The sequence below is a fragment of the Synechococcus sp. HK01-R genome, assembly GCF_014217855.1.
GTDB lineage: Bacteria > Cyanobacteriota > Cyanobacteriia > PCC-6307 > Cyanobiaceae > Synechococcus_C.
Genome location: NZ_CP059059.1, coordinates 1,977,186 through 1,992,012, shown reverse-complemented (window position 1 = coordinate 1,992,012; position 14,827 = coordinate 1,977,186). Strand labels below are relative to the sequence as shown.

The following is a 14,827-nucleotide window of genomic DNA, read 5'->3' as shown; positions in this document are numbered from 1 at the left end:
GGCAGGAGTCTGCAACCGGACGACGCTAGGTCAGTTGCCCTCGTCGGCGCTACTCACCCTTCCTGCAGGCAGCGCTTCGATCGGTTCAGCGTCCAGTCCCTCGACGTCTCGTAGGTAACGCGCCAGCACATCGCTTTGTCCATGGGTCACATAGACACGACGGGCACCGCTTTCCTTCACGGTTTGAACGAGACCAGGCCAGTCAGCGTGGTCACTGAGGACGAAGCCTCGTTCATAGCCCCTGCGGCGGCGTGCTCCGCGCACCGCCATCCAACCAGATGCGAAGGCTGTCTGCGGGGTTTTGAAGCGGCGCATCCAAGCGGATCGATGGGCGGAAGGGGGAGCGAGGATGAGGCGACCTTCCAGGTTTGCATTTCGGGGAAGATCGCTCAGAGGACGGCTGGCCGTCATGGGAATGCCTGCATCCCTGTAATGGCGAGTCACCGTTTCCACCGCTCCGTGGAGCAGCACCTCATCGTCGACACCAATGGCTTTCAGTTCCGCCAGCACCCGTTGGGCTTTTCCAAAGGCGTAGCAGAACAGGAGTGAAGGTCTCAATCGTTCCCCCATCCACCAGGCGCGGATCTCATGCGCCACCTGCTCGCCACTTCGCCACCTGTAGATCGGAAGACCAAACGTTGCCTCAGTGATCAAGACATCGCAGGGCACGGATTCAAAGGGCTCGCAGCTGGGGTCTGTGCAGCGTTTGTAATCACCGCTTACCACCCAGACACATCCCTCATGCTCAAGACGGATCTGGGCACTTCCAAGCACGTGTCCTGCGCTGTGAAACGACACCAGAACTGTCCCGATACGCCGTTGTTCCCTGTAACTGACTGTGTTCAGCCTGATTCCACTCCCAAGCCGTTCGCGCAGGATCGCTTCACTGGCGTTGACGGCGAAATACTCACCGCACCCAGCCCTGGCATGGTCGGCATGGGCGTGGGTAATCAGAGCCCGGCGTACAGGTCGAATCGGATCGATCCAGGCTTCTGCCGCGTGGCAGTAGAGCCCTTCAGGAGTGCGTTCAATCAGAGGCTCATCTCCAGCATCCGTTGAATCGGCTGCAGGGCACGCAGCCGAAGATCCTCATCCATTTCGATTTCTGGGGCACCGACGGACAGGCAGCGCCAGAGCTTTTCCAGGGTGTTCAGTCGCATGTAAGGGCAGGCATTGCAGCTGCAGCCATCCAGACCTGGCACAGCTAGGAAGGTTTTCCCAGGAATGCGTTGTTGCATCTGGTGGAGGATGCCCGGTTCAGTGAGAACGATGAAGCTTTCGGCGCTGCTGCTCTCTGCGTGATGGAGCAGTTTGCTGGTGGAACCGATGAAATCAGCAAGATCCAACAGCGGTTCGAGGCATTCAGGATGGGCGATCACCTCGGCAGCTGGGTGTTCAATTTGAAGCCTGAGCACCGCTTCTTCGCTGAAGGTTTCGTGCACGATGCAGCGCCCTGGCCAGAGCGTGAGTTCCCTGCCGCTCTGTTTCTGCACCCAGCGACCGAGATTGCGATCAGGCGCAAAGAGAATCGGTCGATCGGCAGGAAGCTGCCTGACGAGATCGACGGCATTGCTGCTTGTGCAAATCAGGTCGCTTTGTGCTTTGACAGCCGCGGTGCAATTGATGTAGCTGACCACAATGTGGTCGGGATGGCGGGCGCGGAAGTCAGCAAATGCATCGGCCGGACAGTCATCTGCAAGGGAGCAGCCGGCGTCCAGATCTGGCAGGAGAACAGTTTTCTGGGGGCTGAGGATCTTCGCGGTTTCCGCCATGAAATGGACGCCGCAGAAGACGATCACATCAGCATTGGTGCCAGCGGCTTTACGTGAAAGCTCGAGGGAATCACCAATGAAGTCGGCGATGTCCTGAATCTCAGGTTCCTGGTAGTAGTGCGCCAGGATGACGGCATTGCGTTTCCGCTTCAGATCCTGGATCGCAGCAGCAAGGTCAACCGGTACCGCTGTTGGGGCCTTCGAGTTGGCAGTGACAGCGGTCATCAGGACCATCTGAGGCAGGATGGCAACAGCCTAGGCATCACCACTCTCTGCATTGCAAGCGTCTCCATCGCTAGAGCCTGCATCGCAGCCCGTGCAGACGTCTGGTCCTCGCAGGCTGCGTCTGGCCATTGCCGGAGATCTGCATGGCCAGTGGAACGATCTTGACGCCCGACTTCTAGACCAGCTTCAGCCGGATGCCGTTCTGTTTGTGGGGGACCTCAGTGATGGGGATCTGCGTTTGGTCAAAGCGATTGCCGCTCTGCCAATCCCTACTGCGGTAATTCTTGGTAATCACGATCGGGGCAAAGATGCCACCGGCGAGTTGTTTCAGCGCCAGGTCAAGGTGCTGGGGGATCGTCACTGCGCCTGGAGTTTGCGCAATTGGTCGGCACCAGCCCTATCAGTGCTTGGTGCGCGGCCAGGTAGCGCCGGGGGTGGATTTCACCTCTCCCGCGCCATGGCCGCCACCTACGGTCCGATCGAGCTAGAAGACTCTGCTCAATTAATCGTGCAGGCCTCCGAGCAGGCTCCTCAGGATCGTCCCCTCGTGGTTCTCGCCCACGCGGGTCCCTCGGGCCTGGGGTCCGATGCGGCCAGTCCCTGTGGCCGGGACTGGAAGCGCCCTGCGATCGACTGGGGAGATCAAGACTTGGCTCTGGCTCTTGACCGGATCCGACAGAGACGCGAGGTCCCCCTCGTGGTGTTTGGTCATATGCACCATCGCCTTAAAGGAGGCCAGGGTGAACGTTGCACCTTCCTTCAGGATCGGCTTGGTACGGCCTATCTCAATGCGGCCTGTGTCCCGCGGCGGGGCGTTGATGCTGATGGCCGTTCACTCACCCATTGGTCCTGGGTGGAGTTCAGCGGATGTGAGCTCTGCCATGCCAGCCACCGTTGGTATGAAGACGACGGCACCCTGGTGTTCGAAGAGACCCTTTGGCACCGCAATGCTCCTGAGGTGGTTGGGTGCTGATCTACTCCTGCCTGAGCAGCCATGGATTTGGTCATGCTGCTCGTCACGCGTCCGTACTTGCGGAGCTGCACCGTCTTTCTCCTGGATCAAGGCTGGTGGTCAGTACGGCAGTGGATCCCAGGTTTCTGGGCCTTGTCTTTCGAGGCCTGCCAGTGGAGTTGCGACGCTGTCGATGGGATGTGGGCATGGTGCAGTCCGATGCCCTCGGAACGGATCCCGAGGCGACACTGGCCGCTCTTGCTGATCTCCACGAGGAACTACCTGATCAGATTGCCGCTGAAGCGGCTTGGCTCGCAGCTCAGTCTTCGCCGGTACTGATTGTCGGGGATGTGCCACCAGCGGCAGCTTCCCTCGCGGAACGCCTCAGGGTTCCGCTGGTCTGGATGGCGAATTTCGGATGGGATGAGATTTATGCCCCTCTCGACGGCGCTTTCAGCGATTACGCGCAGGCTGCAGCAGAGGCCTACTCCAGGGGTGATTTGCTTTTGCGTTGTCCGTTTTCGCTGGCGATGCCTTGGGGGTTGCGAGAAATCTCCATCGGGCTGACAGCGAGCCAACCGAGGCCCCTCCCGAGGTCCTTCGAGCAGGCTTTGTCCACCGATGCGAGGCCTCGTGTCTTCGTCGGCTTCGGTGGTTTGGGCTTTGCCCTTGATGACCGCTTGCTTCGCGGCTGGTCATCCCATCGATTTGTGCTCAGCGAGCCGGCGCTTGCCTCTGAACGGGAACGGCTTGCTGCTTGCTCGAATGTGTTGCTCTTACCGGAGGGTGTTCGCCCCCTGGATCTTCTTCCCCACTGTGAGCGGCATCTGGGCAAACCCGGCTACAGCAGTTTCTGCGAGGCCCTTTCGAGTGATGTGGGTCTGCATGTGGTGAGGCGCAGCGGTTTTGCTGAGGCCACAGCTTTGATGGACGGCCTTCAACGTCATGGTCGGCATCGGATTCTGAGTCGCCACCAGCTGGAAACGGGTGATTGGCAATTGGACCAACCACTGCATCCGGCCAAGGACGGTCCCCTTGCCAACGATGGTGCAGCAGTTGCGGCGCAGGCGATCCTTGATTGCTGTGGGGGGTAACCATCAGGATTGCTGATCCAAACTTTTTTGGCTTTTCCTATCTGCTGAGTCTTCAATCCTGGCCAGGGATTTGAATCATTATCTTGGCGATTGATTCGAAAATTTACTGTGTAGACAATATTGTGACTGGCACTTGATCGCCTGGGCGGGGTCAGTTGTTTCGACAAAGTTCCGCTGTCTGAAGAATTTTTTCCGATTTTCTTCACTCTGCTTCGGTGATTCGTTTCATCTGATACAGCGCTGCATTTCATCCGCTTCTGATTTGCTGCGTGTTCGCTGTTGCATTTTTGACCTCCGAACGCTTTTTATGGCCTCCCTTGTTTCGTCCGCCTGTCGTGTCGTTGCAGCGGTCGTTGCAAGTGTGCCCATTGGGGTTTCTTTCAGTCCAGCCCGGGCATCCACTGTCGCCCTCCCCTCGATCGAACCCTCGGCTCGGTCCTTGTCCGTCACGCTCCCTGAGGAGTCCGGACCCTCTGCTCTTCCTTACGTGATCACACCGGAACGCAGGGCCTTGCTCAACACCATTCGTTTTGCGGAGGGCACCTGGAAGGGCGGTCGTGACCTCGGCTATCGCGTGATGTTTGGCGGTGGCCTGATGGCCTCTCTCGATCGCCATCCCAATCGGGTCATTTATTCCTCCCGCTACGCGAGTGCCGCAGCAGGTGCTTATCAGTTCATGCCTTTCACCTGGGACTTGGTGAAGCGCAGTATTGGTGTGCAGGGTTTCGGCCCTGAAGCCCAGGATCAAGGCGCCCTCTTCCTGATTCAACGGCGTAAGGCTCTTCCCCTGACCGACGCTGGTGTGATGACACCACAGCTCGCCGCTCTGCTTGCACCGGAATGGGCCTCGTTCCCGACCTTGCGTGGGTCGAGCTACTACGGTCAGCCTGTGAAGCGTTTTTCGCAACTTCAGAGGTTTTACCGCGTCACCTTGGCTCAACTCCGCCAGGTGCGGGATCAGCGTCGCGAATTGCTCAGCAGTCAGTCCAAGCCCCAGACTGAACAGGATTCAGGCCCCAAGCGGCCTGTCTGCACTGGCCCAACCATCCTCTGTGGTTTCTGACGTCTCGACAGACTGCTCAGCTGTTGCCGCGTCACGATTCCTCAGCCCCTTGGCGATCCTTGCCAACCGTGGCCCCTGCAATCAGATAGGCCAAGACTGCGGCTCCGACAAAGCCCAGCCCATTGCGAAGCAGAGGAAGGATCTCGCTCGTGCGGGTGACCACTGGGGCGATTCCAAACACCCCGAACAACATCACCCAGAGAGGTGACAGTAGGAGGAGCCACGACCAGGAGATCACCTCCCCATGTTTTCTGGGGTAGGCAGCGAAACCAGCGATCAGGCCTCCGAGAATGGCCGTCGAGAGGGTCCAGAGCCACTGTTCTTGAGGCAATCCTGGAACCACCTGGCATCCACCCCTGTCGAGGCAGACCTCCACGGCATCGATGGCGGCCAGGATCGCTCCATCCTCTCCGTGGTCACGCACGTAATACTGGTTGCCGTAGCGGGTTTGCAGCTCCACCCACCAGGTGCGTGGCATGAGGGCAAAGAAGGCATCCCCCACGTTGAAATTGAGAAGGTTGCCGCCGCGGGGATCGGCTACCAGCAGCAAGCTGCGTTCATCGAGCCCCCAGAACTCCTTGACGGCCAGACCTGGGGTGCGCTCGTACTGGGTCAGCACCCTCAGCTTCCAGCCACTGCGTGTTTCAAAGGCGTCGAGCGATTCCTCCAGGTCACCCTTCTGGCGCTCACTGAATGCCCGGGCTAGGTCGATCACCGGGGTGGCATGGTCGGGCAGAAGCTCAGGGTTGTCGCTGGCCAGTGCTGGTCGGGCTCCGAATGTCAGCAGCAGCGCGAACGCAACGGCCAGGAGGGTTTTGATTCCGCGTTGTGCTCCCATGGCCATGATGCAGTTGCAGCATTCTCTCGAATGGATCGTTCCGGTGTGCCGTGCCCGCCCTGGTTGGCCCGGGCGATTGCACAAGAGGGCGGCTGCATCAGTTTTTGCCGTTTTATGGACCTCGCCCTGCACCACCCTGTGCATGGCGCCTATGGCAGCGGTGCTCTAAGGATTGGTCCTCATGGGGACTTTGCGACCTCCCCCTCTCTTGGATCCGACTTTGCAGAGTTACTGGGCCTTCAGGTGCTGGATTGGCTTGAGCAACTGAGGGGCCATCACCCTTCCAATCGGCTCAGCCTTGTGGAGATGGGACCAGGGGAGGGCCACCTTGCCCATGACCTTCTTTCATTTCTTCTGGAGCATTGTCCTGAGTGTCGTGATCAGCTCGAGTTTGTTCTCGTGGAGAGCAATCCCGGCATGCAGCAACGACAGCGGGAACGCCTTGCTGCTGTGACTGATGCCATCCCTGTGCGTTGGAGCCGACTTGAGGATCTGATGGCATCACCGGTGGTCGGGGTCGTGATTGCCCACGAACTGCTCGATGCGTTCGCCGTTGAGCGCTTGGTTTTTGAACAAGGAACGCTGAAGAAGCTTGGGGTGGTTTTGCTCCCTGAGCGGTCATCACCTCAGACCATGAACCTGGAGCCTGAGATTGCCTGGGTTTCACTCCCGCTCGATCAGCAACTTGTCGATGACTTGGCGTGGGCGACATCACGTTGTGGCCTGCAGATTCCTCCAGATGGAACCTCCGAGGGCTGGTGTAGTGAATGGCATCCAGGGGTAAGGCCTTGGTTGCATCAGGTGGCCACGGCACTGGAGTCAGGGGTCTTGTTGGTGGTGGATTACGCACTGGAAGCGAAGCGTTATTACAGCCCTTCACGCCGGGATGGAACCTTGCTGGCCTATGGCCAGCAGCAGTGTCATCAGGAGTTGTTGCGTGATGCGGGGCAGAGTGATCTGACAGCGCACCTCTGCCTTGAGCCCCTGATCGCCATGGCGGAGGAGGAGGGATGGCTCAGTCATGGGGCTTGCCGACAGGGCGAGGCCTTGCTCTCTCTGGGGTTAGCGCAACGGCTCCAGGCTCTTCAGCACATGCCCTCATCGCTACTTGCCCAGGCTCTGCAGCGTCGAGAAGCCCTGCTCAGACTGGTGGATCCTGCTGGGTTGGGGGAGTTCCGTTGGATCGCGTTTGAACGCTCTTCCCAGGGGCCCGACCGGGGAGCAACGTTCAACAGCCGCTTCCTCAGGGAGCCGCTTCCTCAGTGAGCGAGGACAGGCAATCCAGAATTTCTCTCTGCTCAACATCGTTGACGATGGTCACCGAGCCGAGGGCCTTAGGAAGCACAAACCGAACCTTTCCGTCCTGAACTTTTTTGTCGCCTGTGAGGGTGTCAAGGACGGCTGTCGGATTCAGGGTTGGCCATGCGTTGGGTAGGCCCGCCTGCGCGATCAGACGTCGTTGCCGATCACAGTCTTCGCGGCTCCAGAGATTGCGTTGAACAGCCAGTTCACCAGCGGCAACCATGCCGATGGCCACGGCTTCACCATGAAGCCAGGTCCCGTAGCCCGTCAGGTTTTCGACCACATGACCAAACGTGTGTCCGTAGTTGAGGATGGCGCGCAGACCCCCCTCCCGTTCGTCGGCAGCAACCACCCTGGCCTTGGCCTGGGCTGATCGCTCGAGTGTTGTCTGCAGCAGGGATGGATCCATTTCCTCGACGCTGCTCAGTTTCCCCCCCTGCTCGAGTTGCGCAAAAAGATCCGCATCTCCGATCACGCCGTACTTGATCACTTCGGCCATGCCAGCGCGGAATTCCCGTTCTGGAAGGCTGGCCAGGGTGGAGGGATCGATCAGCACGAGCTTTGGCTGGTGAAACGCTCCGATCAGATTTTTTCCACCCGGGTGATTGACTCCGGTTTTGCCCCCAATCGCCGCGTCCACCATCGCCAGCAAGGTGGTCGGAACCTGAACGACCGCTAGACCCCGCAGCCAGGTGGCGGCAGCGAATCCAGTCATGTCACCCACAACTCCACCACCGAGGGCTACGAACAGCGAGCTTCGCTCGAGCCGGAGACGAAAGGCTTCGTCATAGATCTGCTGAATGGTGGCCAGGTTCTTGCGCTCCTCACCGGCTTCGATGACCAAAAGCGATGGGTCAAAGCCCGCTGATCTCAGAGCATCGATGCACTGCTCCCCATAGGGACCAGCCACATCGCGGTTGCTCACAATGAGGATCTTTCGGCCGGTCTTCACCCCAGAGCGAAGCAGTTCGTCGCCAAGCCTGTTGAGGCCGTGGCGCTCGATCAAAACCTCATAGGGGTTGCGTTCCAACGCGACCGGAATGCGAGCCGAACTGTCCACCGCGATCAAAAGGTTCTGCGCCTGTTCACTGCCCACTCTGCCGTTCAGCTGGAGGAATCCGCCTACGCTCCGCACAAGCTTCAGCAGGCTTGATGGTGATCGGACCCGATCGCGCCCGTGCTCGCGACTCTGTTGCAGCCTGGGGTTTTTTACTTCCAGCCCTTGGTTTGCTGGCACTTTCGGTGTTGGTGCCAGCCCTGATGGCTCTCGTCATGAGCTTCACGCAGACGGGCCTGGATGTGAGTGAACCGCTGCGCTTCGTCGGATTCGCGAATCTGAGAAGGCTCAGTGTCGATCCCATGTTTTATCGGGTTCTGGGTACCACGCTGCTGTATCTCGTCGGGATTGTGCCGCCGGTGGTGATCGGATCGCTTGGCTTGGCGGTGCTGGTGAATCGCAGTCTCCCAGGCATGCACTGGCTGCGGGCTGCCTTCTACACCCCGGTCCTGGTGTCGATTGTTGTGGCCGCCATTGCCTTTCGATGGCTCTATGCCGAGAACGGTCTGATCAACGGCTGGTTGTCTGCACTGGCCGGTGCTGGTTTCGAACCGATCGGGTTCCTGACGAACCCCTTGCTGGCGCTCCCTTCCGTGATGCTGGTCACCCTCTGGAAGGGCCTTGGTTATTACATGGTCATCTTTCTGGCAGGACTTCAAGGCATTCCAGCGGAGCTCTACGAGGCGGCGGCCCTCGATGGGAGTGAGGGCTGGCGACGACATGTCGACATCACCCTGCCGCTTCTGAGGCCCTACGTGACTCTGGTCTCTGTGATTTCTGCGATCGCAGCAACGAAGGTGTTTGAGGAGGTGTTTCTCATGACCCAGGGCGGGCCGGCGGAATCCACCAAGACTCTGGTGTACTACGTCTATGACCAAGCCTTCGCGGAACTGGAAATCAGCTACGCCTGCACCGTTGGCCTCGCTCTCTTCCTGCTTGTCATGCTGCTTACAGCCATCCGCTGGCTGGCTGCGGGTGATCGTGGCTTGATCTGATCATCGTTTCTGCGGCAGGTCGACAGCTGGGATGGCATCCTTCTGAGGAGCCCGCAATGCCACCGATGAACAGCAGCAACGGCGGTGGATCCGGGGCCTCCATCGGGGTGATCGGTGGTGGTCAACTGGCTCAGATGCTGGTGGAGGCTGCTGCAAAGCGGTCAGTGACGGTTGCTGTACAAACCGCATCGGTCCAGGATCCCGCTGCTGCTGGTGCCAGTCGGCTGGTGCAAGCGGATGCTCTCGATCCGGACGCCACCCGTGGATTGGTGGAGGGATGCATTGCGGTCACCTTTGAAAACGAGTGGATTGCCTTGGATGCACTCCAACCGCTCGAACGCCAGGGGGTGAGTTTCCGTCCTTCCCTCGCCAGCCTTGCTCCGCTTGTCGACAAAATTGAGCAAAGGGAATTGCTGGATACGTTGTCGATTCCCGGACCCGCTTGGGTACCGCTTCGCTCGATTGATCCAGGTGCCCCATCTCTGCCGAAGGGATGGACGTTTCCTGTGATGGCTAAGGCTGCCCGTGGTGGATACGACGGCAAGGGAACCAGGGTTCTTGACTCCATCGATGCACTGGCGCACTTACTGCGGTCTGTGGATCCTGCCGGTTGGTTACTGGAGAGCTGGATCGACTACGAGCAGGAGCTCGCTCTCATCGTGAGCCGTGATCGTTTCGGTCGTGTGCGCAGTCTTCCCTTGGTGGAAACCCACCAATCCCATCAAGTCTGTGACTGGGTTCTGGCACCCGCTTCCGTTGAGCAGCTCGTGGAAGCCACCGCTTACAACATGGCGGCCTCCCTGCTCACCAAGCTCAGTTATGTGGGCGTGATGGCCCTGGAATTCTTCTATGGCCCGGCCGGTCTGATGGTCAACGAGATTGCGCCCCGTACCCATAATTCTGGTCACTTCTCGATTGAGGCCTGCAGCAGCAGTCAATTTGACCAGCAGCTCTGCATCACGGCCGATCTTCCTGTCCCTGATCCTGAGCTGATTTGTCCAGGGGCACTCATGGTCAACCTGCTGGGTCTTCAAGCGGAGCAGGCAGCACCTCTTGAGGAGCGCTTGCAGCGGTTGCAACAGCTTTCAGGTGCTCATCTTCATTGGTATGGCAAAAACGATGAGAGTCCAGGGCGCAAGCTCGGTCACGTGACCGTTCTCCTCGAGTCTGACGGTGTCGACCAGCGCTCCCGTGAGGCCGCTGATTGGCTCATGGTCATCCGCTCGATCTGGCCGCTGCCCTTAAATTGATTGTGGACTGCGATGTTGGTGACGGCCTTTTCTAGTGCTCTGATCTGACTCTCTATCGACTTGGGGTGACTGTCGTGAAGGAGACGTAGACCGGCCCTGGAGCCGGAAACGAATCCCCACTTTGTAACCCCTTCTGGTTCTTCCAGGTCGATCACTGGGGCTCGCACGGCATGGCGGTCCACCCCTTTGCTGCTCGGTCGATCGCCAGTGTCAGGTCGGCCTGCTGTTGGCGATGCGTCGGCTCAGCTCGTCACGACTCAGCCCGGTGACGATGAACACCTCCTGGGCGCTGCTTCCCCGGCGCGCCACCAGTTTGTGCCCACCGCGCATGGCGGTGGAGAGCCTGAGCTGCAGCTCTGGAGAGCGTCCTCGCACACGACTGATCACGGCTGGCGTGATGGTCTGGATCTCAGGGTCTGAGGCCAGCGCCTGAAGCCAGGGAATCAAGCCCTCCACGTAGGTGCTGTGGGTGATAACCAGACGTCCCAACGGGGCTGCGGCTCAGCGACTGGTCGAAATTAGCGAGATTAGCTACGACAAAGGAAGACAACCGTTTCTGCCTGATGCTCAAGTCAGTGGATGCTCTTCGTGATCAGGTGACCGGACCGCTGGGCAAGCGTTTCGGTGCGGAAGTGCGTGTGCTGACGACCGAGCTTCACCGGCTTGAGGTTCGAGGGCTTGCCTTCTCACCGGGACGGGTCATGCGCTACGTCCTTGACGCTGAAACGTCACGGCTGCGGACCACAGTGTTGTTGAGGTTGACGCGCTCCACTCGACAACCCGCGGCCTGACAAGGCTGTTGAAATTTCAAGGCTGTTGAAATTTCAAGGCTGTTGAAATTTCAAGGCTGATTGATGCAGCTGACACTCTCGCCTCTCGCGCGGTCCATCCTGTGCCTAAGGATGGCCAGACGTCGCCGAACGCTTTTTGAGCAGTCCTGTGAGCACGGCAAGAGCAAACATGGCTAACAGGGCAAGAAACAGCATCAGACCAGCCCCTTGGGTCACGCCTGCACCGACGGCAACCAGGATTGAGTCACTCACCAACACGCTGATGACAAGAGCTGGAGCGAAGATCAGCCAATGGGTGCGGCTGATTCCAATGGCGTAACTGAGAAAATCAAAAAGACCCGTCATCAGTAAGCCTGTCATTAGGAAGAAATTCCCCTCTAGCTGGTTCTTGCTAAAGCCATCGATTTTTTGCATTGCCTTGTGGCCAACAAGATGGCTCACTGGTCCCCTCCCCCAGCGGCGGGCCATGAAGAATGCTGCACTACAGAAAACAAGATCTGACAATACAATGGTTAGATAGCCAGTTTTAAAGCCAAGCAGTGAACCGGCTAGGAGCGAATAAATAGAACTTGGTAAAGCTGGGAGAATGATGCTTATGCCACGCAAAAGAAAGAGCCCCAATGGAGCCCAGAAGCCCATCTCTTTAACAGCAGCCTGTAGCGGCTCAAGCCCATAGCGCTGGAGAAGAACGACCGCCAAGATAAACATCAAGACGATGATGAAAATCTTGAAACCCTTTTTGAATGCTGGTGACATCACAAACACCTCAGAGTCTTTCGATTGGCGCCATCGTCAATCCTTCTGCGGTTAGCTGTTGGTGATAGAGCTCAGCCTGCTCCAAGGGGCCACTCCACACTTCGGCAGATCCATTGCTGTCGATGCGGTGAGCCAGCGTCCAGGCTCGATCACTTCCCATCCCAGGAATGATTCGGCAAAGGCAGTCCACAACGTGCTGAAAGGTGTTCACGTCATCGTCGAGCACAATCACCCTGGCGTTTGGGTAGGGCGCTTCCCTGCTCAATCGGTCCAGGATGCTGGTCGTTTCAGGCGATGTGACGTTCATGAGACAACTTGCACGTCGTGGACAGGATCGGTCAGCAGGCTAGTTAAACTCAGTGCACTCGCCTGATCCCGATGCTGTTCACCTTCGCCTGGGCTTCCCTGGCCGCGATGTTCAGTTTCTCCATTGCCATGGTTGTCTGGGGCCGCAACGGCGACGGCTCCATCAACTTCTGAGGTGTCTGAAGTTGTGAGCAATCCAGGGCTAGGCCAGGCTTTAGCCCTTACGGCTGCTCTCCTGCTGGTCTTCGTCACAGGGTCAGTCATCTATCTCTCCACAATCGAATGGCGCGACCGACGAAGGCGGCGAACCGCGTCTGGCAAAAGCTGAGGGACCTCCTCGGTCGTCATCCCATCACCGGTGGAGCATTGATGTTGCTCTGCTTTGCCGGAGGTGCCGGAATCCTGCTCTCCGGCACCAGTGCTGATCAACCCCTGTCCCAGCGTCGTGGCATGGCCAGATTGTTGGCATCCATGCAGTTGGTCCAGGCATTTCGTGGGAATCCCTCAAGGCCAGTGCCCTCCATCTGGGCCCAGAGGTTTGGTTTACGTCGCTCTGAATCGCTCTGGAAAAAGCAGGGTTCGGGGCTTTGGTGGCAGGTCTGGGCAGCAGATGGTCAGCCCTATCTCGTTGTTCCAGCTCGCTTGTTGCCAACGAATGAGCGTGAGGGGCTCACACTCACCAGCTTGGAGGGGCTTTTGCTCGCGGGTGCTGACCCGCTGCATCGCCAACAGATTCAGCAACGGCTCCAGTCGTCGCCAGCCCGGGCGGTACCCGGAGGTTTGGCTGCGATGTGCCTGGATCGTTTAGCCACGGATCCTGGTGTTGCCTGGTCTCCTGATGGTCTGGCATCGCTGAGTGGACCATTGGCCCCTTTGCTTCAGGTGGCTCGCTATGGCTGTCTCAATCTTGAGTTGAACGGATCCAAACTGTCCTGGCAGGGAATGGTTGGCCGACGGCCATTGGAAGCGGCACCCGCAGGCGTGGCCCAGCCATTGCCCGCAACGGAGGGCCCAGATCCAATCGCCTCGAATGAGCTGCTGACCATCCGTGGTCGCGCGTTGGGTGATCTGCTGGGTGCTCTCCTCTCCCGCAAGATCATCCAGGAACCACTGGAAGCAGACTTCAAGCTCAAGTCAGATCTGCGCAGGATTCTGGCGACACAACCCTTTGAGCTCCAATTGCGCTCGCTTGGAGGGGGCCCATTTCAAGCGGCGCTCTTGATCCAGACCCGCCTTGCGGGAGGTCAAGCCCGCTGGGGCGAGAGCTTGGCAGCCATCCGAACACGCCTGCTGGATCGAGGGCTCAACGCATCAACCCTTTCGGGGCCCGGGATGCTGTTCCGTGATCCGTTACGAGACGGGGCTGTCGTCGGTGGCTGGCGCTGGTTGAACAAGCAAGGACAATTCAGTCTTGGTGTGGCCACCCAACCAGCGCTTGCGCCGGTACCCCTCGTCATGGCCGACGACAAAGCCGTCTCACTGGTTGTTCAAGCACGACCATCACTACTCAGAAGCAAGCAGCTCCTGGCTGGCCGTTGGCCCCCCGCGCTCACGCTGGCCAGCAGCTTGGTGACGCGGCTGCGGCCATTCAGCAGTGATCTTGCTGACGCTGATTGGTTTGAGTGCCAAGGCGAACTACAGCTTGGGGGGCAGCCTTGAAGTCCTTGGCACTGCCCTGGAGGAAGGGTCTGCCTCAGTCTTTGGGCTCCTTGCTGGCCTTATCCCGCTCCTGACGCTCGCGTTTACGGCGCTCGGCCAGCAGCGTTTCTTCCATCAGCTCTACAGCCTGGGCCATCCTTTCGAGATTGCTGGTGTAGAGGCTGAGGTCCTTGTCCACCCTCTCTTGCGACAGTCCAATCGCACCACTGACCTCGTGAGCCAGCTTTCGAAGCAGCTCGGGGTCAGCTGATGATTCACCCTGGGCCGCACTCAGAAGGCTGAACACACCCACGGCCATGAGTCGCGAGTAGTGAAAGCTGCTTCCTGATGCACGACGCAGCCCTTCAGCGAGCGGTGCTGGTGCCCCTTCTCCCTTGGTTTCTAACCAACCGCGGACATCCTCCAGAGAGTGACCTGCGACAGCCGCTTGACTTTCGGATGCGAGGCGTTGGATCGCTTCGGCATCAAAACCGGTGCTTGAGCAAAGGGCCTTGAACAGGTCAGCAAGTTGACCGTCTGGGCGGTATCCCCTGGTGAACGCCTCGAACACCTGGCGCAGGCCGACTGCGAAGAAGGCATCGACCTGAAAATGCTTTTGGTGGCTGAGCAGATGCAGCTCCACCAGCAGCTCATCGGCAGTGCGCCGATAGAGGGGAGGGATCACATGGGGGAATGCAGCGTGGAACGCCCGCTTGCTGTCAGCGATCGTCAGATGCTCGGCCAATGCTCGGCACAAATGATGTGGCACGACCATAGCGTTGCTGAAG

17 protein-coding genes and 1 other RNA gene are annotated in these 14,827 nt (G+C 58.9%); 10 read left to right on the top strand and 8 right to left on the bottom strand.

The window, feature by feature from the left end; all coding sequences use genetic code 11:
- Positions 1–30 precede the first annotated feature (30 nt).
- Positions 31–1,035 (bottom strand): ligase-associated DNA damage response exonuclease, encoded by a 1,005-nt coding sequence (locus tag H0O21_RS10550; protein WP_185190997.1) that lies wholly within the window; start codon positions 1,033–1,035, stop codon positions 31–33.
- Positions 1,032–2,006, bottom strand: a complete 975-nt coding sequence (gene nadA, locus H0O21_RS10545) for a quinolinate synthase NadA (RefSeq protein ID WP_185189644.1) — start codon at positions 2,004–2,006, stop codon at positions 1,032–1,034. Before nadA ends, H0O21_RS10550 begins: the two co-directional genes overlap by 4 nt.
- Positions 2,007–2,088: 82 nt before the next feature.
- On the opposite strand from nadA, the gene H0O21_RS10540 reads away from it, so the two are divergent.
- The 3 genes from H0O21_RS10540 (at position 2,089) to H0O21_RS10530 (ending at position 5,106) form a co-directional block, all read left to right on the top strand.
- Positions 2,089–2,970 carry a TIGR04168 family protein gene (locus H0O21_RS10540; RefSeq protein WP_255440991.1) on the top strand — a complete coding sequence of 294 codons (882 nt, stop codon included), beginning with the start codon at positions 2,089–2,091 and terminating at the stop codon, positions 2,968–2,970.
- Positions 2,964–4,043, top strand: a complete 1,080-nt coding sequence (locus H0O21_RS10535; protein ID WP_185189643.1) for a hypothetical protein — start codon at positions 2,964–2,966, stop codon at positions 4,041–4,043. Before H0O21_RS10540 ends, H0O21_RS10535 begins: the two co-directional genes overlap by 7 nt.
- A 307-nt stretch (positions 4,044–4,350) precedes the next feature.
- A complete protein-coding gene (locus tag H0O21_RS10530; RefSeq protein WP_185189642.1) occupies positions 4,351–5,106 on the top strand; it encodes a glycoside hydrolase family 104 protein in 756 nt (251 codons plus the stop codon).
- A gap of 31 nt (positions 5,107–5,137) precedes the next feature.
- On the opposite strand, the gene H0O21_RS10525 is transcribed toward H0O21_RS10530, so the two are convergent.
- Positions 5,138–5,944 (bottom strand): TPM domain-containing protein, encoded by an 807-nt coding sequence (locus H0O21_RS10525; RefSeq protein ID WP_131455339.1) that lies wholly within the window; start codon positions 5,942–5,944, stop codon positions 5,138–5,140.
- A 30-nt stretch (positions 5,945–5,974) separates the two neighbouring features.
- On the opposite strand from H0O21_RS10525, the gene H0O21_RS10520 reads away from it, so the two are divergent.
- Entirely contained in the window at positions 5,975–7,210 is a 1,236-nt protein-coding gene (locus H0O21_RS10520; RefSeq protein ID WP_185189641.1) for a class I SAM-dependent methyltransferase, read from the top strand.
- Here the strand turns inward: H0O21_RS10520 and aroB are convergent.
- On the bottom strand, positions 7,188–8,315 hold the full coding sequence (aroB, locus tag H0O21_RS10515) for a 3-dehydroquinate synthase (RefSeq protein ID WP_185190995.1): 1,128 nt from the start codon (positions 8,313–8,315) through the stop codon (positions 7,188–7,190). The genes H0O21_RS10520 and aroB overlap by 23 nt on opposite strands.
- An 83-nt stretch (positions 8,316–8,398) precedes the next feature.
- Between aroB and H0O21_RS10510 the strand changes: the two genes are divergently transcribed.
- The 3 genes from H0O21_RS10510 (at position 8,399) to ssrS (ending at position 10,732) form a co-directional block, all read left to right on the top strand.
- Positions 8,399–9,298 (top strand): carbohydrate ABC transporter permease, encoded by a 900-nt coding sequence (locus tag H0O21_RS10510; RefSeq protein WP_131455337.1) that lies wholly within the window; start codon positions 8,399–8,401, stop codon positions 9,296–9,298.
- A 65-nt stretch (positions 9,299–9,363) separates the two neighbouring features.
- Positions 9,364–10,548: a 5-(carboxyamino)imidazole ribonucleotide synthase gene (locus H0O21_RS10505; RefSeq protein WP_185189640.1), complete on the top strand. Its 1,185-nt coding sequence runs from the start codon at positions 9,364–9,366 to the stop codon at positions 10,546–10,548.
- A gap of 1 nt (position 10,549) precedes the next feature.
- Positions 10,550–10,732, top strand: a non-coding RNA gene (gene ssrS / locus H0O21_RS10500) — 6S RNA.
- Positions 10,733–10,758: 26 nt separating this feature from the next.
- Here ssrS and H0O21_RS10495 read toward each other — a convergent pair.
- Positions 10,759–11,037, bottom strand: coding sequence for a DUF2103 domain-containing protein (locus H0O21_RS10495; RefSeq protein WP_185189639.1), 279 nt, complete (start codon positions 11,035–11,037; stop codon positions 10,759–10,761).
- A gap of 74 nt (positions 11,038–11,111) precedes the next feature.
- Here H0O21_RS10495 and H0O21_RS10490 point away from each other — a divergent pair, with 74 nt between their 5' ends.
- Positions 11,112–11,339: a hypothetical protein gene (locus H0O21_RS10490; protein ID WP_185189638.1), complete on the top strand. Its 228-nt coding sequence runs from the start codon at positions 11,112–11,114 to the stop codon at positions 11,337–11,339.
- Positions 11,340–11,444: 105 nt separating this feature from the next.
- On the opposite strand, the gene H0O21_RS10485 is transcribed toward H0O21_RS10490, so the two are convergent.
- A complete protein-coding gene (locus H0O21_RS10485; RefSeq protein WP_185189637.1) occupies positions 11,445–12,095 on the bottom strand; it encodes a TVP38/TMEM64 family protein in 651 nt (216 codons plus the stop codon).
- A gap of 10 nt (positions 12,096–12,105) precedes the next feature.
- On the bottom strand, positions 12,106–12,402 hold the full coding sequence (clpS, locus tag H0O21_RS10480) for an ATP-dependent Clp protease adapter ClpS (RefSeq protein WP_185189636.1): 297 nt from the start codon (positions 12,400–12,402) through the stop codon (positions 12,106–12,108).
- A 71-nt stretch (positions 12,403–12,473) separates the two neighbouring features.
- Here clpS and petN point away from each other — a divergent pair, with 71 nt between their 5' ends.
- Both petN and H0O21_RS10470 read left to right on the top strand, forming a co-directional pair.
- Positions 12,474–12,575: a cytochrome b6-f complex subunit PetN gene (gene petN, locus H0O21_RS10475; RefSeq protein WP_131455333.1), complete on the top strand. Its 102-nt coding sequence runs from the start codon at positions 12,474–12,476 to the stop codon at positions 12,573–12,575.
- A 108-nt stretch (positions 12,576–12,683) separates the two neighbouring features.
- Complete coding sequence (locus H0O21_RS10470) at positions 12,684–14,060, top strand: hypothetical protein (RefSeq protein ID WP_185189635.1); 1,377 nt, start codon at positions 12,684–12,686, stop codon at positions 14,058–14,060.
- A gap of 34 nt (positions 14,061–14,094) precedes the next feature.
- Here the strand turns inward: H0O21_RS10470 and psb29 are convergent, their stop codons facing one another.
- Complete coding sequence (gene psb29, locus H0O21_RS10465) at positions 14,095–14,784, bottom strand: photosystem II biogenesis protein Psp29 (RefSeq protein ID WP_185189634.1); 690 nt, start codon at positions 14,782–14,784, stop codon at positions 14,095–14,097.
- Positions 14,785–14,827: the final 43 nt, after the last annotated feature.